The organism is Flavobacterium sp. J49 (assembly GCF_011742145.1).
Taxonomy (GTDB): Bacteria; Bacteroidota; Bacteroidia; order Flavobacteriales; family Flavobacteriaceae; genus Flavobacterium.
On sequence record NZ_JAAQQU010000105.1, the window covers coordinates 33,358 to 52,035 of the forward strand.

Annotated in this window: 23 protein-coding genes; 13 read left to right on the forward strand and 10 right to left on the reverse strand. The window is 36.6% G+C overall.

Annotated elements, in window-relative coordinates; genetic code table 11:
- The first annotated feature begins 21 nt into the window (after positions 1–21).
- The 9 genes from HA632_RS10895 to HA632_RS10935 all read left to right on the forward strand — a co-directional run bounded on the left by HA632_RS10895 (position 22) and on the right by HA632_RS10935 (position 8,971).
- Positions 22–375 (forward strand): four helix bundle protein, encoded by a 354-nt coding sequence (locus HA632_RS10895; protein ID WP_176307230.1) that lies wholly within the window; start codon positions 22–24, stop codon positions 373–375.
- A 53-nt stretch (positions 376–428) separates the two neighbouring features.
- Positions 429–1,610, forward strand: a complete 1,182-nt coding sequence (locus HA632_RS10900) for an acetyl-CoA C-acyltransferase (RefSeq protein WP_176307231.1) — start codon at positions 429–431, stop codon at positions 1,608–1,610.
- Between the two features lie 134 nt (positions 1,611–1,744).
- Complete coding sequence (locus tag HA632_RS10905; RefSeq protein ID WP_176307232.1) at positions 1,745–3,535, forward strand: acyl-CoA dehydrogenase family protein; 1,791 nt, start codon at positions 1,745–1,747, stop codon at positions 3,533–3,535.
- Positions 3,536–3,977: 442 nt separating this feature from the next.
- Positions 3,978–5,489 carry a PAS domain-containing sensor histidine kinase gene (locus tag HA632_RS10910; RefSeq protein WP_176307233.1) on the forward strand — a complete coding sequence of 504 codons (1,512 nt, stop codon included), beginning with the start codon at positions 3,978–3,980 and terminating at the stop codon, positions 5,487–5,489.
- Complete coding sequence (locus HA632_RS10915; protein WP_176307234.1) at positions 5,486–5,884, forward strand: response regulator; 399 nt, start codon at positions 5,486–5,488, stop codon at positions 5,882–5,884. The genes HA632_RS10910 and HA632_RS10915 overlap by 4 nt, the downstream gene beginning before the upstream one ends.
- Positions 5,885–5,998: 114 nt before the next feature.
- Positions 5,999–6,523 carry a hypothetical protein gene (locus tag HA632_RS10920; protein WP_176307235.1) on the forward strand — a complete coding sequence of 175 codons (525 nt, stop codon included), beginning with the start codon at positions 5,999–6,001 and terminating at the stop codon, positions 6,521–6,523.
- Positions 6,524–6,594: 71 nt separating this feature from the next.
- On the forward strand, positions 6,595–7,122 hold the full coding sequence (locus HA632_RS10925) for a superoxide dismutase family protein (RefSeq protein WP_176307236.1): 528 nt from the start codon (positions 6,595–6,597) through the stop codon (positions 7,120–7,122).
- A gap of 6 nt (positions 7,123–7,128) precedes the next feature.
- Positions 7,129–7,704 (forward strand): YdeI family protein, encoded by a 576-nt coding sequence (locus HA632_RS10930; protein WP_228778781.1) that lies wholly within the window; start codon positions 7,129–7,131, stop codon positions 7,702–7,704.
- A 70-nt stretch (positions 7,705–7,774) separates the two neighbouring features.
- Entirely contained in the window at positions 7,775–8,971 is a 1,197-nt protein-coding gene (locus tag HA632_RS10935) for an LETM1-related biofilm-associated protein (RefSeq protein WP_176307237.1), read from the forward strand.
- A gap of 55 nt (positions 8,972–9,026) precedes the next feature.
- Here HA632_RS10935 and can read toward each other — a convergent pair whose 3' ends face one another.
- From can to HA632_RS10955, 4 genes are all read right to left on the reverse strand, one after another.
- Positions 9,027–9,668, reverse strand: coding sequence for a carbonate dehydratase (gene can / locus HA632_RS10940; RefSeq protein WP_176307238.1), 642 nt, complete (start codon positions 9,666–9,668; stop codon positions 9,027–9,029).
- Positions 9,669–9,753: 85 nt separating this feature from the next.
- Positions 9,754–10,437, reverse strand: a complete 684-nt coding sequence (locus HA632_RS10945) for a carbonic anhydrase family protein (RefSeq protein WP_176307239.1) — start codon at positions 10,435–10,437, stop codon at positions 9,754–9,756.
- A 12-nt stretch (positions 10,438–10,449) separates the two neighbouring features.
- The gene (locus tag HA632_RS10950; RefSeq protein WP_176307240.1) at positions 10,450–12,087 is read right to left on the reverse strand and encodes a SulP family inorganic anion transporter; all 1,638 of its coding nucleotides are present in this window, start codon (positions 12,085–12,087) and stop codon (positions 10,450–10,452) included.
- Between the two features lie 59 nt (positions 12,088–12,146).
- Entirely contained in the window at positions 12,147–12,431 is a 285-nt protein-coding gene (locus tag HA632_RS10955; RefSeq protein ID WP_176307241.1) for a hypothetical protein, read from the reverse strand.
- Between the two features lie 149 nt (positions 12,432–12,580).
- On the opposite strand from HA632_RS10955, the gene HA632_RS10960 reads away from it, so the two are divergent.
- A complete protein-coding gene (locus HA632_RS10960) occupies positions 12,581–13,522 on the forward strand; it encodes a LysR substrate-binding domain-containing protein (RefSeq protein ID WP_176307242.1) in 942 nt (313 codons plus the stop codon).
- Between the two features lie 35 nt (positions 13,523–13,557).
- Here the strand turns inward: HA632_RS10960 and HA632_RS10965 are convergent, their stop codons facing one another.
- From HA632_RS10965 to HA632_RS10985, 5 genes are all read right to left on the reverse strand, one after another.
- Positions 13,558–13,752, reverse strand: a complete 195-nt coding sequence (locus HA632_RS10965) for a hypothetical protein (RefSeq protein ID WP_171221641.1) — start codon at positions 13,750–13,752, stop codon at positions 13,558–13,560.
- Between the two features lie 210 nt (positions 13,753–13,962).
- A complete protein-coding gene (locus HA632_RS10970) occupies positions 13,963–14,157 on the reverse strand; it encodes a hypothetical protein (protein WP_176307243.1) in 195 nt (64 codons plus the stop codon).
- Positions 14,158–14,283: 126 nt separating this feature from the next.
- A complete protein-coding gene (mnmD, locus tag HA632_RS10975) occupies positions 14,284–14,949 on the reverse strand; it encodes a tRNA (5-methylaminomethyl-2-thiouridine)(34)-methyltransferase MnmD (RefSeq protein ID WP_176307244.1) in 666 nt (221 codons plus the stop codon).
- 2 nt (positions 14,950–14,951) lie between these two features.
- Entirely contained in the window at positions 14,952–15,410 is a 459-nt protein-coding gene (locus HA632_RS10980) for a hypothetical protein (protein ID WP_176307245.1), read from the reverse strand.
- A gap of 6 nt (positions 15,411–15,416) precedes the next feature.
- The gene (locus HA632_RS10985) at positions 15,417–15,917 is read right to left on the reverse strand and encodes a DUF4920 domain-containing protein (RefSeq protein ID WP_176307246.1); all 501 of its coding nucleotides are present in this window, start codon (positions 15,915–15,917) and stop codon (positions 15,417–15,419) included.
- 279 nt (positions 15,918–16,196) lie between these two features.
- On the opposite strand from HA632_RS10985, the gene HA632_RS10990 reads away from it, so the two are divergent.
- A complete protein-coding gene (locus tag HA632_RS10990) occupies positions 16,197–17,264 on the forward strand; it encodes a branched-chain amino acid aminotransferase (RefSeq protein ID WP_176307247.1) in 1,068 nt (355 codons plus the stop codon).
- A 183-nt stretch (positions 17,265–17,447) separates the two neighbouring features.
- The gene (locus tag HA632_RS10995; RefSeq protein WP_176307248.1) at positions 17,448–18,026 is read left to right on the forward strand and encodes a hypothetical protein; all 579 of its coding nucleotides are present in this window, start codon (positions 17,448–17,450) and stop codon (positions 18,024–18,026) included.
- Position 18,027: 1 nt separating this feature from the next.
- Here the strand turns inward: HA632_RS10995 and HA632_RS11000 are convergent, their stop codons facing one another.
- Complete coding sequence (locus HA632_RS11000) at positions 18,028–18,411, reverse strand: nucleoside triphosphate pyrophosphohydrolase family protein (protein ID WP_176307249.1); 384 nt, start codon at positions 18,409–18,411, stop codon at positions 18,028–18,030.
- A 78-nt stretch (positions 18,412–18,489) separates the two neighbouring features.
- Here HA632_RS11000 and HA632_RS11005 point away from each other — a divergent pair, with 78 nt between their 5' ends.
- Positions 18,490–18,678 carry a hypothetical protein gene (locus HA632_RS11005; protein ID WP_176307250.1) on the forward strand — a complete coding sequence of 63 codons (189 nt, stop codon included), beginning with the start codon at positions 18,490–18,492 and terminating at the stop codon, positions 18,676–18,678.

Consider the following 18,678-nt stretch of genomic DNA (forward strand, 5'->3'; position numbering starts at 1 on the left):
TTAAGTATTAAGACATAGAGTATGCACAATTTCGAGAAATTAAAAATATGGCAAAAAGCAATGGATATTGCTGTTGAAGTTTATGAAGTTTCATTGCTTTTGCCCAATGATGAAAAATTTAATTTAATTCATCAAATTAAAAAATGTGCAGTATCTATTCCCTCTAATATTGCTGAAGGTTCCGGAAGAAATCATGACAAGGAATTTGTTCAATTTTTAGGAATTGCAAATGGCTCAACATTCGAATTAATAACGCAATTAATTCTAGCTAAAAGATTAAAACTTATAAACGAAGAAACAGCACAACCCATAATTAATCAATTGGTAGAAGTTTCAAATATGAATTTCTCCTTTCAAAAAACATTAAAATCATAATCAAGCGATTGGAAAGTCTTAATACTTAATACTCCAATCTTAATACAAAAAATATGAAAACAGCATACATAGTAAAAGCATACAGAACCGCCGTCGGCAAAGCCCCAAAAGGAGTTTTCCGTTTCAAACGTCCCGATGAGTTGGCTGCCGAAACCATTCAGTACATGATGAATGAACTACCTGATTTCGACAAAACAAGAATAGATGACGTCATGGTAGGAAATGCCATGCCTGAGGCGGAGCAAGGATTAAACGTGGCGCGTTTGATTTCGTTAATGGGATTAAAAGTAACCGATGTTCCTGGCGTAACTGTAAACCGTTATTGCGCTTCCGGAGTAGAAACCATTGCCATGGCTACTTCAAAAATCCAAAGTGGTATGGCAGATTGCATCATCGCCGGCGGTGCCGAAAGTATGAGTTTTATTCCAATGGGCGGTTATAAACCTACACCTGATTATGCAGTGGCCAAAGAAGGAAACGAAGATTACTACTGGGGAATGGGTTTAACGGCTGAAGCGGTAGCCAAACAATTCAACGTATCTCGTGAAGACCAAGATGAATTTGCATTGAATTCACATTTAAAAGCCATCAAAGCGCAAGCAGAAGGCAAATTCGACAAACAAATTGTACCGATTACTATCGAACAAACCTTTATCAATGAAAATGGTAAAAAAGAGACCAAATCATACACTGTAACCAAAGACGAAGGACCAAGAGCCGATACCAATGCGGCTGCTTTAAGCAAATTGCGTCCGGTTTTCGCTGCCGATGGTAGTGTAACGGCCGGAAACTCTTCACAAATGAGCGACGGAGCTGCTTTTGTCTTAATCATGAGCGAGGAAATGGTCAAAGAACTCAACCTCACGCCTATCGCCAGAATAGTAAGTTATGCTGCTGCCGGTGTAGAACCAAGAATCATGGGAATCGGACCAGTGAAAGCCATTCCGAAAGCATTAAAACAAGCAGGATTGACATTAAACGATATTAATTTAATTGAATTAAACGAAGCCTTTGCTTCTCAGGCTTTAGCGGTTACTCGCGAATTAGGTATCAATCCTGATATCGTTAATGTAAATGGTGGTGCAATTGCTTTAGGACATCCGTTAGGTTGTACCGGAGCGAAACTTTCCGTGCAACTATTTGACGAAATGAAACGCCGCGGTGACAAGTATGGAATAGTTTCTATGTGCGTCGGAACCGGACAAGGTGCGGCAGGAGTTTATGAAGTGTTATAAGTAAAACTTATTCTTCCTTTTGTCATTCCGACGAAGGAGGAATCTAATAAACTGAGGAACAATTTGATGAGATTCCTCCTTCGTCGGAATGACAAGATTGTAAATAAAACTATTAAAACTAAAAAGCATATACAATGGAAGATATAACAAGAGGTGGACAGTTTTTGGTAAAGGAAACCAAATGCGAAAACGTTTTTACACCCGAAGACTTCAGCGAAGAACAAATCATGATGCGCGATTCTGTTAAGGAATTCGTCGACAAAGAAATTTGGCCTAATAAAGACCGTTTCGAAAAGAAAGACTACGCCTTTACCGAAGAAGTAATGCGTAAAGCCGGTGAAATGGGCTTCCTAAGCGTAGCTGTTCCTGAGGCTTATGGTGGAATGGGAATGGGATTCGTAGATACTTGTTTGGTGTGTGATTACATATCGGGAGCTACCGGTTCGTTTTCAACCGCTTTTGGCGCGCATACCGGAATCGGAACTATGCCCATTACTTTATACGGAACCGAAGAGCAAAAGCAAAAATACGTACCTAAACTAGCTTCAGGCGAATGGTTTGGCGCGTACTGTTTGACCGAACCGGGCGCCGGTTCTGATGCCAACTCCGGAAAAACAAAAGCAGTTTTATCCGCAGACGGAAAATATTATAACATCACCGGACAAAAAATGTGGATTTCTAATGCAGGTTTTTGTTCGGTATTTATTGTATTCGCTCGTATTGAAGATGATAAAAACATTACCGGTTTCATCGTTGAAAACGATCCAAGCAACGGCATCACAATGAACGAAGAAGAACACAAACTCGGTATTCGCGCCTCTTCTACCCGTCAGGTTTTCTTTGCGGATACTAAAGTGCCGGTGGAAAACATGTTGGCCGGACGTGGCGAAGGTTTCAAAATTGCAATGAATGCATTGAATGTTGGTCGTATCAAATTGGCTGCTGCTTGTTTAGACGCGCAACGTCGAGTGACTTCCAATGCGGTGAATTATGCCAATGAAAGAATTCAGTTCAATACACCAATCTCAAGTTTTGGAGCTATTAGATATAAACTAGCCGAAATGGCCACTTCTGCTTATGCCGGAGAAAGTGCGACTTATCGCGCAGCCAAAGACATTGAAAACCGAATCAAACTACGCGAAGCAGAAGGTGCAAGCCATCAAGAAGCCGAATTAAAAGGCGTTGAAGAATTTGCTATCGAATGTTCAATTCTAAAAGTAGCCGTTTCTGAGGATGTTCAAAATTGTGCTGATGAAGGCATTCAAATTTATGGCGGAATGGGATTCTCCGAAGATACGCCTATGGAAAGTGCTTGGCGTGATGCTCGTATCGCTCGTATTTACGAAGGAACGAACGAAATCAATCGAATGTTATCAGTAGGAATGCTAATTAAGAAAGCAATGAAAGGTCATGTGGATTTATTAGGTCCGGCCATGAAAGTACAAGAAGAATTAATGGGTATTCCATCCTTCGAAACCCCTGATTATTCAGAGTTGTTTTCGGAAGAAAAAGAAATGGTGGCCAAATTGAAAAAAGCCTTCTTAATGGTAGCCGGAGCAGCCGTTCAAAAATATGGTATGGACTTAGACGCGCACCAACAATTATTAATGGCTGCAGCCGATATGCTGATTGAAATCTATATCGCGGAAAGCACCATTTTAAGAACAGAAAAATTAGCAAAAAAAGAAGGCGAAGCTACTGTTACCGAACAAATAGCTATGGCCAAATTATACTTGTACAAAGCCGTAGATGTGGTCACTCAAAAAGGAAAAGAAAGCATTATCTCTTTTGCAGAAGGCGATGAACAACGCATGATGCTCATGGGATTACGCCGATTTACAAAATACACCAACATGCCAAATATAGTTGGCTTGAGAGAAACTATTACCACCAAGTTAGTGGCGGAAAATAGTTATTGTTTTTAGATTTTTAGTTAAGTTAATTGTGTTAAAAGACCGGCTGATCAAATTAGTCGGTCTTTTTTTGTAGTTAAAAAAACTAAAGAATCACACCGCTTTTAAACAAAAGACAATAAAATATTGAAAAACAAAATGACATAAAAATTCCATAATCCAATCTTGCAAGGTGTTTAAGTTCCATTGAATGCTTAGGAACAATTTAAGATGAGATTATAAAAAACACTCTCAATAAACCCACTAATATCGACGCTTAAGACATTAAAAAGGAAGCTGTTTTTTTTTATGATAATCAGTTTATTAGGCTAATTCATAAAAACAAATATTAAAATTTGTTAAACAATTTAACATTTTAAAAAAAAATAAATGAGAAAAGTTACCTAAATTTGATAATCTCTTCAAAATTTATATTAAAATGGTATAAAGAAATCAAGCAATTTTATTCTTAGGTATGAGCAAAAAAGTAAAAGAAGAAGTTGAAGATGAACTTCTGGGAAAGATAAAAGAACTTTCCTATTACAGATACGCGCTTGATGAGTCGTCCATAATAGCTATAACAGATCAAAAGGGAATTATAAACCATGTCAATGATAACTTCTGTAAAATATCAAAATATTCTCGTGAGGAACTTTTAGGGAAAGACCACAGAATCATTAACTCAGGCTATCATAAAAAAGAGTTTATAAAATACCTTTGGAGGACGATTGCGCAAGGCAAAATTTGGAAAGGAGAGCTAAAGAACAGAGCCAAAGACGGTACTGCCTATTGGGTGGATACCACTATTGTTCCTTTTCTTGACAACAAGGGTAAACCCTATCAGTATGTAGCCATTCGTTCCGATATCACCGAACGAAAAAAAGCTGAGGAGGAGTTATTAAAAAAAATTAAAGAAATATCCGATTACAAATACGCCTTGGACGAGTCTTCCATTGTAGCGATTACGGACCAAAAAGGAATCATAACACACGTGAACGATAATTTCTGTAAAATATCAAAATACAGTCGGGAGGAATTGCTGGGTCAAGATCACCGAATTATCAATTCTGCCTATCACTCTTCTGAATTCATTAAAGAGTTATGGCAGACGATAGCCAACGGAAAAGTATGGAAAGGAGAATTGAAAAACAAAGCCAAGGATGGAACTGCCTATTGGGTGGACACCACAATTGTACCCTTTTTAAACGAACATGGAAAACCCTATCAGTATGTAGCCATTCGATCTGATATTTCTGAAAGAAAAAAAGGCGAGGAAAAAATTGCCAAAATGCTTATCAATACCGAATACCAAAACAAACAGTTGGTTGACTTTTGCAACATCGTTTCCCATAACCTCAGAGCGCCACTCGTAAACATATCGATGCTACTGGATTATGCAGAATCTACGGAAGACCAAGACGAAAAAACTGAAGTGTTAAAAAGAGTCAAACCGGTAATTAATCATCTTAACGGCATACTTGATGAACTTGTTGAGTCATTACAAGTTAGACAAGATTCCGAAATCGAATCAAATATTATTAATTTAAAAGAAACTACAGAAAAAACTCTAGTCGCTTTTGAAGGCCAAATCAAGCTTTATAAAGCTAAGATACGTATGGATTTTAGTGAAGTTAATACTATTTTCTATCCGCAACGCTACATTGATAGTATTTTAACCAATTTAATCAGCAACGCTTTAAAATACAAATCACCTGATCGCAATATCACCATTACAATCAAAACTCGCAACGAGCCCGATGGCGTTGTTCTTTCTATTGCCGATAATGGTTTGGGAATAGATTTAGAACTTCACAAACACAATATGTTTAAGATTCGAAAAGTCTTTCACAAACATCCCGAGTCCAAAGGTTTTGGTTTATTCATGACAAAAACCCAAGTGGAAGCCATGGGCGGACACATATGGGTTGATAGCACTCCTAACAAAGGAAGTACCTTTTACATACAATTTAAACCCCAACCATCATGAAAAAAATTGAACTATTAGCCCTAGTTGACGATGATGATACTTTTGTATTTATTACCAAAAGAATCATCGAAAAAACAAATCATGTCAAAGAAATCAAAGTATTTGGCAACGGATTAGATGCTTTAAACTATTTGAAAGAAAATTTAAACTCTGAATACAAATTACCAGATGTAATATTTCTTGACTTGTCTATGCCTATCATGGACGGTTGGCAGTTTTTAGATGAATTTACTTCTTTAGAAAGCCAAAAAACAAGTAAAATCATTATTTATGTTTGTTCCTCCTCTATCTCACCTCATGATATTATGAAGGCAAAAAAAATGAGTGCTGTGTCAGACTTTATCATAAAACCGGTGACAAAAGACAAGTTCAGTGAAATCATATTAACCTTATAAATCGTTATTTTTTTATTCCGCTATAAATAATTAAAAAACCTATGCTGCCTTTTCTGGGCGGCATTTTTTTTTTCCAAACAAATTACTATTTTAGTCACAATAAAAACAGCTCTTATGAAACTATTAGGAATAGGCTCCAGAATCAACCATGCCGAATATGGCAAAGGCGTAGTAACCAATGTATCATCGAAAGAATATTGGGTCACTTTTATAGAAAACGGATTAGAAACCATCGCTATCGACAGTGAATTTGAAGTCATAGAACACGCCGAGAACGAAGTAGATACCGTGAGCTTTTACGATGTAGAGCAAAGTTTATTATCCATTCTAAAAAAATGGAACGGTTTAGGGGAACCGGTTGCCATTGGCGACAAATGGAAAGGTGGTAACATGAAACTTACTCCAGGTCAAGCCGGATTGGCTGCTAAAGACGTACCGATTGATACTTTCTTCCACAAAATCGTAATGCTCCGTGATCGGTTACGCGTAATGGAACAAAAGATTAACTCCAGCAACTTAGAAGAAATTGAAAAAGTGGAATTACAACAATACATTACCCGTATTTACGGTAGTTTAACGACTTTCAATGTCTTATTCAAATCACAAACCGACTATTTTGTAGGCGAAAAAACCAAGTAAACTTTAACCTAATTTTAAAGTAATTGCTTTGCCGAATTGTGTACTTTTATAAATCTAAAAAGAATTTACTCATGAAAAAAATAGTCTTAGGGATTTTGGCGATAGGTTTGCTGATATTCGGTTGTAAAAGCTCGTCTTCAAAAGAAAAAAGTAAATCGGTTAACATCACATTCCAATCTAAAAGCGGAAGCAATGTAAACGGAACCGCCTCCTTTATAGAAAAAGACGGGGAAGTCACTTTCACTGCTAATTTCACAGGATTAAAGCCGGGAGAACATGCTATTCACATTCATGAAAAATCAGATTGCTCTGCAGCCGATGCCACTTCAACCGGTGGACATTGGAACCCAACTTTTAAAAAACACGGAAGATGGACTGATTACGAACACCACAAAGGCGATATGGATAACTTTTACGCCAATGCGGATGGTAATGCTACAGTATTGTTTAAAACAAACGAATGGTGTGTGGGCTGTGGTGATGAAACCAGAGATATTCTTGGTAAAGCCGTAATCGTTCATGAAAAAGCCGATGATTATGTAACACAACCTACCGGAAATGCCGGTGCAAGATTGGCTTGTTCAGCTATCATAAAGTAGTAGTTTTTGGAAGATAAAGAACATCTATACTTCAGGAATGCGCAAGAATGGCGAGAATGGTTGCATCACAATCACCATACGTCAATGGGAGTTTATCTCATTTTTTACAAAGTAACCAGCGAATATGAGAGCATGCGTTGGGAAGAAGCCGTTCAGGTCGCCATTTGTTATGGCTGGATAGATTCAACCGTAAAGCGATTAGACAATGAACGCCGACGTCAAATGTTTACACCACGCAAAGACAAGAGTGTTTGGAGCAAACTCAACAAAACCTATATCGAGAAACTCATCGCCGATAATTTGATGCACGAAAGTGGTTTGCGCAAAATTGAAATTGCCAAGCAAAACGGCTCCTGGGAATCATTAGACCATGTGGAAAATCATATTATACCCGATGATTTGGCCTTGGCTTTTGAACAAAACAAAACTGCTTTAGAAAACTACAATAAGTTTAGTCCTTCGTATCGAAAAAGCTACTTATATTGGCTCAACCAAGCCAAAAGAGCGGAAACCCGCAAAGCCCGTATTGCTGAAATCGTTTCTCTATGTGCGCAAAATATCAAGTCACGAGGCACATTTTAAATTTGGTAACAAATTCATTACTTAGCACAAGCAAAAATGATTTAGTTTTGTGCCAATAATTAACAGCTAAATGATTAACCCTTCAGTTCACGGTTGGATAGACAAGTTTTTTGCAGAGCAAAGTTTGTCAGTGCATTCGTTTCCTCAAAACGAAACGGACTTCTACATCCGAACCAGAGCTACCGGATTTATATTTGGCCATGTGGTAAGTTTTGATGCTTCTATAACTATAGAAACTAAAGACCGACTTCCGCAAGAATTGTCAAAGATAGGCATGCTCAATACGCTTTATCAGATGTACCGTTTGACGAAGCAAAATGACAATGCTGCTAGCTTTATAAACGAAGCGGTAGCCTTTTACAGCACCATGATTCCAAAAGGATTTAATCCTCTAAAAAAAGTATTAGAATCAAGTTCGCCATCGAGCAAATTGGAAAAAATCATCCACGACAGAGTACAGACTAATGAGGATATGTTTAGCAAAAACTTCTCTCATGTGATTACAAATGCTTTGTTGTTTATAGATGTTTTGGCTTTCAAACAGCATCTTGAAAATGGCAGCATCTCCGAAAAGTATTCTACCAAAATTGAAGACATAGTCATCGGTATTATTTCGCTTTCGCTAAAAGCCAAAACCGGTATTTCACAACATGATGATTTGTTGTTGAAGCTGTTTGAATCTTCCGTTCGTTACAATAAATTTGCCACTACTACCTCTACTTCTATTGAAGATTTAGATTTAAGTTACTTATCCAATAACCTTGAAAAATACTATGTTATCGATTTGGCCGGAATAAGTTTGTGGAGCGATGAAAAGGTCGAAAACGAAGAGCGCTACTTTCTTTTCAAGTTAGGTGAATTGGTTAACATTACCGATGCTGTTATTTTAGAAAGCATTGATTTCATCAACGAATTTATTGTAAAATACAAAAAGGAAATTCCGTATTTCAACTTCTCCAATCCGGTGAAACACTTTTATGACCAAACCACCGAAAGTGTTGCGGTATTAATCAACAGAAATAAATCACGGCTGTTAAAAGAGATTTCTCAGAGTAAAGAATTGATGCAACTTTTGGCCAAATCAACCCACAAAGATTTAGACAAAGAAGAAAAGAAAAAAATTAAAAAACAGCTCCTCGACATCTGCAAAACGATTCCGTCACTGACGATATTCCTATTGCCGGGCGGTGGTTTGCTCCTACCGATATTGATCAAGTTTATCCCAAAAATGATGCCTTCTGCATTCAATGAGAATATTGAAGATTAAAAAAAAACAACCAAATAATTGATTGCTTTTTTTTATGTATTAAATAAAATATTGCTTAGTTACTGAACTTTAAGCGGTAAACTTCATCCAAGTTATCATTGGAAGTCATGTTAACTCCTAAGTCGGTCACGTAGCCGGAGTTCAATCCGTAAGCCCAACCGTGGAGTGTTAATTCCTGACCGTTTTTCCAAGCATTTTGTACTATAGAAGTTTTGGCCAAATCAAAGACTTGTTCTTGAGCATTGATTTCCACAAACTTGTTAAAACGTTCTTCTTCGTTAGTAAATGAATTCAGGTAATGTTCGTGCAAACGGTAAACGTCTTTGATGTGTCTGATCCAATTGTCAATCAATCCGATGGATTGGTTACCCATGGCGGCTTTTACACCTCCGCAGCCATAATGACCACATACAATAACGTGTTTCACTTTTAGAACATTGACAGCATAATCCAAAACACTTAACATATTCATATCACTATGGATAACCATATTGGCTATGTTTCTGTGTACAAATACTTCACCGGGTTTGGCACCAATAATTTCATTGGCAGGAACTCTGCTGTCAGAACAACCTATCCACAACAAAGGTGGCTGTTGGCCTTTAGACAAATCTTTAAAATAATCAGGGTCAATGGCTAACTGAGATTCTACCCATTTTTTGTTGTTATCAAGTATTTTTTTATAAAAATTGCTCATATAATAAATTTAGTCAAATATAGTAAATAAAAAACTTGAACTACATACAGGTAAAATAGATGTTTATAGGGTTGCGCTAAAGGAATTAATGTCTTAATTCTACCACTGAAAAATCCGGATTCAATTCGTCTTTGATATATTGACTGTCTTCATAAAAAGTAACTTCACCGGTTTCTATATTGTGCATGGCACCCACTATACCTATTTCTCCATTTTCAATCATTTGTTCTAAAATAAAACTGCGTTCAATGATGTTTTTGACATTGCGTTTAACGTTAATTTCAGCTACATTCTCAACGAATACAGCGTTAGAAGCATTGCGGTTATCCTTGGTTTCTTTCTCTTGGTAAACCGCAGGTTGTATTTTAGAAAGCAGTTCGGTAAGATTACCCATTTCTACGTGGTCACAAGCACCTTTTACGGCACCGCATTTAGAGTGACCCAATACCACAATCAATTTGGAACCGGCTACTTTACAAGCGAACTCCATACTGCCCAAGATGTCGGTATTCACAATGTTTCCGGCAATACGTACCGAAAAAACATCACCAAGCCCTTGGTCAAAAATAAGTTCGGCCGAAGTTCGGCTGTCAATACAACTCAATATAGTGGCAAAAGGCCATTGCCCGTCGCGGGTATCATTGACTTGCTCCAATAGATTGCGATGCGCTTGAAGATTACTAACAAATCGGTTATTACCATTCTTTAATAATTCAAGAGCTTTTCTGGGCGATATAGAAGCTTGTAGTTCTTTATTTAGCGTTTTCATTTTGTTTTATTTTTAATTTTCTACGTTAATCATTTTACGTTTCATGGCGTCATACTTTTGCTCAACAGTAACCGTATTCTTAAAATTATCACTGTCTTCAAGTTGATAAGCTTTTTTGAAGCCTTTCAATTTTACCTTGATATTTTCGTCAACGGCTCGAGTAGCCTTGAATTCACGAATCAAATCTAAAATATCGTGGGCAATGTATACTGTATCAGTAGCGTTGATAACCACTTTTGAATTTTCAGGCAAATCATTCAAAGTTGATTTGATAGCGGCTTTATTCAAAAAAGAAACTTCTTGAGCCAACTCGATATGAATGATATCTCCTTCATGATATTCTTCCTTTCTGAATTTAAAGGCCCGTTTAGAATTTCCGATGAGTACAAAAATGATATTGACAATCATTCCCAATGCCACTCCTTTGAGCAAGTCGGTAAATACCACGGCTACAAAAGTTAAGATAAAAGGAATAAACTGGTAAATTTTGTCTTTTTTCCAAAAATGCTTGATGGTTTTTGGATTGGCCAATTTGTAACCAACCAACAACAATACTGCGGCCAAAGTGGCTAATGGAATTTTGTTCAACAACACCGGAATGGTCAAAACACTTATCAACAAAAGAAAGCCGTGAATAATGGCCGACATCTTTGATTTGGCACCCGCCGCATTATTAGCAGAAGTTCGCACCACAACAGAAGTCATAGGCAAACCACCCAATAATGAACTTACCATATTACCAATTCCTTGAGCTTTTAGCTCAACATTCGTATTAGTGTAACGTTTTTGAGTGTCCATTCGATCGGCTGCTTCAATACACAATAGCGTTTCAATAGAAGCCACAACCGCGATGGTTGCTCCGATTCCCCAAACTTTGAAATTGGTAATGGCTGAAAAATCCGGAATTACAAAAATACTCTGAAACTCTTCAAGACTGGTCGGCACCGGTAATGCCACCAAGTGATCTCCGGAGATTGCTAATGAACTTCCGGTTTGAATAAATACTTCATTTAAGATAATTCCAACAATAACAGCTACCAATGCCGCAGGAACTAACTTTATTTTTTTAAGAAATTCAACTTTATTCCATCCAATTAAAATAGCCAGTGAAATCAAAGTAATAACCAATGAACCTAATTGTATGTGGTCAATCACTGAAAACAGTTCAGAAAAAGTATTTTGACCATCTGCTTGTACAAAAGATTCATCTCCTTCAAAATCCTTATCATAACCAAAGGCGTGCGGAATTTGTTTCAAGAAAATGATCACTCCAATACCGGCTAACATTCCTTCAATAACATTGTTGGGGAAAAAATTTGAAATGGTTCCCGCTTTTAGAAACCCTAAAGTCAATTGAATCAAGCCGGCTATAAAAACAGCCATCAGAAAGATATTGAAGGCACCCAAATCGGTAATAGCGGTTAAAACTATAGCCGTTAAACCGGCTGCCGGTCCCGAAACACTCAAATGGGAAGTACTTAAATAGCCCACTACAATTCCGCCAACAACGCCGGAAATAATACCTGAAAATAGTGGCGCGCCTGAGGCCAATGCAATACCTAAACACAATGGCAATGCCACCAAGAAAACCACTAAACCTGATGCGAAATCAGATTTAAGGTTTGCAAAAAGATTGATTTTTTTTGTCATACCAATAATTAATTTAATACATAAAAAAGCTTCGCTAAGGCGAAACCATAACGGATGTATTAAACCAATTCGGGCGGTGGAGAAAATATTTCTTCAGAAACGTTATCATGACGTGATAGGTTCTCAGAAATGATTTTGGAATCTGGGTTAAGCTCAGACTCAGTAAAAGGGTAATCAAAACATTGCTTTAAAGCCTTGATTTCTTTGATATCCTTGTGAATTTCTTCTTCAGCAAAACTATAAAAAACAGACATATCAGCACTCTTCTTTATCAACGTAACCACTGTTGGAGTTGAAAGAAAAGTAACAAATATTACTAATATGAAGCCTGCTATAAATTTCATATCACAAAAGTAGTTATTCAATTAAGGTTAAAATTGGTTATTATAAAAATTTTAACAGAATTTTAGACCCCAAATTTAGGAAATATCAAGGCTTCAATACTATAGGTTTAATTTATAGTTTTTATCTTTGCATCAAATTTGATTATATCATGACCATCACTCAATTGAAATATGTTTTGGCAGTTGCCGAACACAAAAACTTCACGCTGGCTGCAGAAAAATGCTTTGTAACACAACCTACACTGAGCATGCAAATTCAAAAGATTGAAGAAGAATTAGCCGTTCAAATTTTTGACCGCACCAAGAAACCTATTCAGCTTACGGAAATTGGACAAAAAATTGTCAATCAATCCAAAAACATTGTCAACGAAGCTGACCGAATTCAGGATATAGTCGACCAACAAAAAGGATTTATAGGAGGAGAATTCCGTTTGGCTATCATCCCAACAGTAATGCCGACATTGCTTCCGATGTTTTTGAATAATTTCATCAAAAAATACCCAAAAGTCAAGCTCATCATTGAAGAGCTAAACACTGCGGAAATCATCACCAAGTTGAAAAACGGTCATTTAGATGCCGCCATCGCCGTTACGCCATTGGAAGATGAGAAAATCAAAGAAATTGTATTGTATTACGAGCCGTTTGTGGCTTATATTCCTGAGAACCACCAATCGTTTCACAAAAAAGAAATAGAAGTTGGGGACTTAAATATGAATGAAATTTTACTGCTTCAAGACGGACACTGCTTCAGAGATGGTATTTTGAACTTGTGCAAAAACTTGAACAACGAAGAAAAAACGCATTTCCAAATAGAGAGCGGCAGTTTTGAAACCTTGATAAAATTGGCCGATGAAGGTTTGGGCACTACACTATTGCCCTATTTGCATACCTTAGATTTGCCGGCCAAAGATGTACTAAAGCTCAAACATTTTGTAGAGCCGAAACCGGCGCGGGAAGTGAGTTTGATTTTTCCCAAAAATGAATTGAAGATACATATCATTGATGCACTAAGAAGTACTATTTCGGGTGTAATCAAGGGGGCGATTACTTTTCAAAATGTGGAAATCATCAGTCCGTTACAAAAAAAATAAGGAGTTGTTGCACCAACTCCTTATTTCATTCTGTTCTAACTAACTACAGATAAACAGTCTTTTAATTCCGGGTGCTCTTTGGTAAAGAATTGAAGCCATCTTTTTAATTGTTCTATCTCATAAGGCAGTAAATTTTTTACTGCTTTCTTTAATTCTTTAGCAAAAAGAATCGGGTCAAAACTTACTCTCTCGAGTACCGATTTAGTGTAATCGTAAATCATTCTAGGCATAATCTTAAGATTTGGGGTTATCTTATTGTAAGAACGTTTGGTAAAAGTAAAATAAAATTTGTTTCACCGCAATAAAAAATGTTAAAAAACATCGTTTAAGTACCTTAAAAGTCGACAAAATGCATTTTTAATAAATTTTAATACGTTAAATATTACAAGATCAAGATGATAGCATAAAAAAAGGAATCGTTTAAATTCCTTTAGTTTTTATTAATTAACATTTAAGATACATTGTCTAAGTTCCGGTTTTTCTTCGGTAAATTTTAGCAACCAGTTTGTTAACTCTTCAAGTTCGTATGGCAATAAGAACTTATAGGCTTTAGAAAGCTCTTTGCAAAAAAGGTCAACATCAAAACTTACTCTTTTTAACACAGACTTAGTGTGGTCTAACATTGTTTTAGACATAGAGAGTTATAAATTTTAGGTTTGAAAATTAGTAAGAACGAATAATTATTTCATCAAATTTATTGAAAAAAATATACCGTCGGTAAAAATCATCGTTAAAAATAACTTCAAAAAAAGTTAATTTTTTCAAACTCCTTTAGTGGCGCGCAACATTTCTCTTTTGCCCGGAGCGCCCGGCAACTTTTCTACAGAAAATCCTGCTGATATCATCGCTTTTTTAATCGAAGTGCGACAAGCATAAGTAACCAAGACGCCATTCGCTTTCAATGCCTTAAACATGGCTGCAAATATAGCTTCTGACCACAATTCGGGTTGTACTCTGAAACCAAATGCATCAAAGTAAATCAGGTCAAAAGCATTGCTGTCATTGATATCCTGAAAATATTGTTGGCGTTTGGTAAGGGTAAATTCGGGTGGAATCATATTCTCTTCTTCCCAATCAACTTGGTGTAAAAGTTGAAAGACATGACTTTCCTTAGCCTCAATTTCTTGGGCATAATTCATCTGTAAAGCTTCCTCTAAAGCTATTGGATAAGCTTCAACGCCAACATAATGTATCTTTTGATTGGTGTTTTTTTGGGCTTCCAAATAAGTGATAAAGGCATTCAATCCGGTACCGAAACCAATCTCTAAAATAGAAATGGATTTTCCTTCGAAAAGTGAAAACCCATTCTTTATAAATACGTGATAAGCTTCTTGAACGGCGCCGTGCTTTGAATGATAACTTTCATTCCAATCGGGCAAATAAATGGTGGTAGAACCATCTTGGGTTTGAATAATTTCGCGTTTCAAAATTACTCTTTAATGTATAATTTTTTTATCCTCGGAATCGGCCCGCCACATTTTTGTTGGTGGCATTGGATACAAGCATCAACACCGGTATTAAAATGCTCTTTGGCATTTTTAGGATCTTTATAAATCATTTCCTGTGCTTTGATAAACTTCGCTGCTTGCTCTTTAAAGAAAGCATCGTTGTCCGACTCATCGGTCATCACCGCTTCATGAATTCTTAAAAAATGTTGCGGAAACTGTCCAATGGTATCGCCTTTTTGAATGCGTTCCTTTAAACGCTTGTTATCCACATACATTTGTTCCATCAAAGCGGCCATTTCTGACATTTGGTACATTTCTAACTTATTTTCGGTTTTGGGTTCGCACTTTTCTTCCGCTGTTTTTTCTGCTGCCTTCTGGCAAGAAAGCACCGACAGCACTAAAAAAAGAAGCACCAAAACAACTACTATAACTTTCTTCATCGAAGTTTATTTTTTGATGTAAACACCATCAGCCAAGAAGGAATAGGTAACTTCTGGTTTAGTGATTTTTGCAATCTCTGCTGCCGATTTTCCGCCATCTTTGGCATAATGCTTCAATTCATCTACCGAAACCACATCGACAAAAGCTTTGCCATTAACAATCGCCGTGCTGTTATCTGCATTCAACGGTACAAAAAATGCGTAGTCTTTAAATTTTACAAATGAAGTATCATCGCCGGCCATTTCCATCTTCATCCAACAACCTTTCTTTTTACAAACCGATTTGATATTGGATTGAAATTGTACGGTAATCGTATCTCCCTTCTTAAGGCTCTTGTATTTTTTAAGCATTTGGTCTTTGGTCAAAATCTTGGTCACTTTGAATTTTTCTCCAAACAAAGCATAATTTTTGGCATCAAAAGCGGCTGCCTTTGCTTTGGATTGCGCCATAACAATATTGCCTACAAATAGCGCAATAACAATAAGAAGTAAATTTATTTTTTTCATGTTTTACGGTTTTAGAATTACAAAAGTAAACAGATTAACAATTTCACATACAATTATGGCAATTAATTTCTCGTTTTAATGAAATATTAAGACAAAAAATAGGGAGCCAAAGAGAATTTGGAAAAAAGCATTCAATATTTTTTAAGGGTGCAAATGGCTAATATTTTTTTATTAGTTTTACAAAAAACTAACAACACAACTTATAATTTTGAGGAATACCACACAACTATTTGATTAATAGCTACATAAAGTTAGTTTCCTCGTTAAACTTGATACTAAATGATGTTAAAAACACCTTCCGAAATCGATATAGTTAGAGCTTCAGCGTCTAAAATTAAAGATGTCGATTTTGAAAACCTTGCCTTTGGAAACACCTTTACTGACCACATGTTGGTTTGTGACTTTAGAGAAGGTCAATGGCAAAAACCTATTATAAAACCATACGAACCGTTTTTGATTGATCCATCTGCTAAAGTGTTTCATTATGGTCAGGCCATCTTTGAAGGAATGAAAGCTTATAAGGATGAAAACGATGACGTTTGGTTGTTTAGACCGGATGAAAATTTACACCGTTTCAATAAATCAGCCAAAAGAATGGCCATGCCCGAAGTTCCTGAAGATATTTTCCTGGGCGGTTTAAATGCCATCCTTGATTTGGAAAGAGATTGGGTTAAGAAAGGTTTGGGCAACACTTTATACATCAGACCATTTATGATTGCGATAGGTTCGGGCGTTATTGCACAGCCATCCACTCAATACCGATTTATGATTATCCTTTCCCCTGCTCGTTCTTATTATTCGGGTGAAGTGAAAGTGATTATTGCAGAACATTTCAGTCGTGCTGCCAATGGCGGAATCGGTGCAGCCAAAGCAGCCGGAAATTATTCGGCTCAATTTTACCCACAAAAATTGGCTCAAGAAAAAGGGTTCCAACAAATCATTTGGACTGATGATGCCACGCACACCAAACTGGAAGAAGCCGGAACGATGAACGTATTTTTCAGAATCAACGATACTTTATATACCGCACCAACCAGTGAAAGAATTTTGGATGGTGTAACCCGTAAAAGCTTAATTGAATTGGCCAAACGAGAAGGTATTAAAGTAGAAGTTCGTTCGGTATTGGTAGACGAATTAGTAAACGCTGCCAAAGACGGAAGCTTAAAAGAAATCTTTGGTGCCGGAACAGCAGCCGTAGTTAATCCTATCGTTGGGTTTCAATACAAAGACGTGTATTATGAGCTGCCAAAACTAGAAAACTCATTTGCTTTAGAATTAAAAGACAAACTGACGAAAATTCAATACAAATTGGCTGAAGATACTTTTGGCTGGACTGTAAAAGTATAGATTTAACCAAACTTTACGAATAAAAACTCTCGAGAAATCGGGAGTTTTTTTTACTTATTGTCTTAGGACTGTAAGATAATCTTTCAAATAAATTTTATAACCCTTAAAAAAAGAATATTATTGAAAAGAAAGTATTTTAAATCATCATTTTTGAACTAATTTTGCTCAATAAATACCACATTTATGATCCGTTTTTACCCACAAGAAGTCTTTCGAGAAGTCGAAATAGATTATCCTTTGCAATTGCGTTATGCTGTATCCAACAGAGGAAGATTGATAAGTTTTACTAATGATTTTAAAGACGGCAAAGTCTTGAAAGGCGGAGTGGTTGACGGCTATAGAACCTTGCGATACAAAATGCGTAAAGACGGCAAGCTTCTCAATAAGTCGATTTGTATTTATAAATTGGTTGCCGAATTGTTTATCCCGAAAACTTCAGAAGACCAACTGTATGTAATCCATTTGGACCACAGCAGAGACAATGACGTAGTTTCTAATTTGAAATGGGTTAACTATGAGGAAAAAATGGCTCATTACAGGAAAAGTCCCGCCGTAATCAAATCTAAACTAAAACTCATAGAGCACAATATTAAATCGGACGGCAGAAAATTAACCTCTACAGATGTCATTCGCCTGAAAAAAATTCTAAACAAACCAAACCGCAAAACCCGCATCAAAATATTAGCCAAACTATTCGGCATCAGCGAAATGCAAATTTACCGAATTAAAACCGGTGAAAATTGGGGTCATATCAAAGTTTAGTTTAACGCAAAATCTCCTCAAAACTAGGCTTAAAGTAATTCGGGCCTTTCATTACTTTACCGTCTTCTCGGTAAATAGGTTTGCCGTCTTCACCCAGTTTACTCATATTGCTGCGTTGTATTTCGTCAAACACCTCTTCTATTTTGTGTTGCAACCCGTGTTCCAAAATCGTTCCGCACAGAATATAAAGCATGTCACCGAGCGCATCGGCAATTTCAACTAAGTCGTCATTCTGCACTGCTTCTAAATATTCTTCGTTTTCTTCTTTCATCAAATTGAAGCGCAACATATTCTTTTGTTCACCCAAATGACCTTTCATTTCGTGGCTTACGCCCAATCCGAATGCAGTGTGAAATTCTTTTACTGCGTTGATTTGTTTTTGCATTTTTTAACTAAATTAAATGATACTGCAAGTTATAACTTTACAATACATTTGAGTATTTTTGTTGAAAATTTGGAATAAATGTTCACAACTGGTCAATGGATTTTCGCCGCTTTGTTCTTTGTCGCTTTCGTAATTGCAGCCTATTTTGCCTATGGCAAAGACAAAGCCTTACACAACAAGTTTTATAAGGGAAGTTATAAAGTTCTCATTGCGTTCATACTTTTTATCTTGATGTTGTTTGTGATAAAAGTGTTTATGAAACACTAG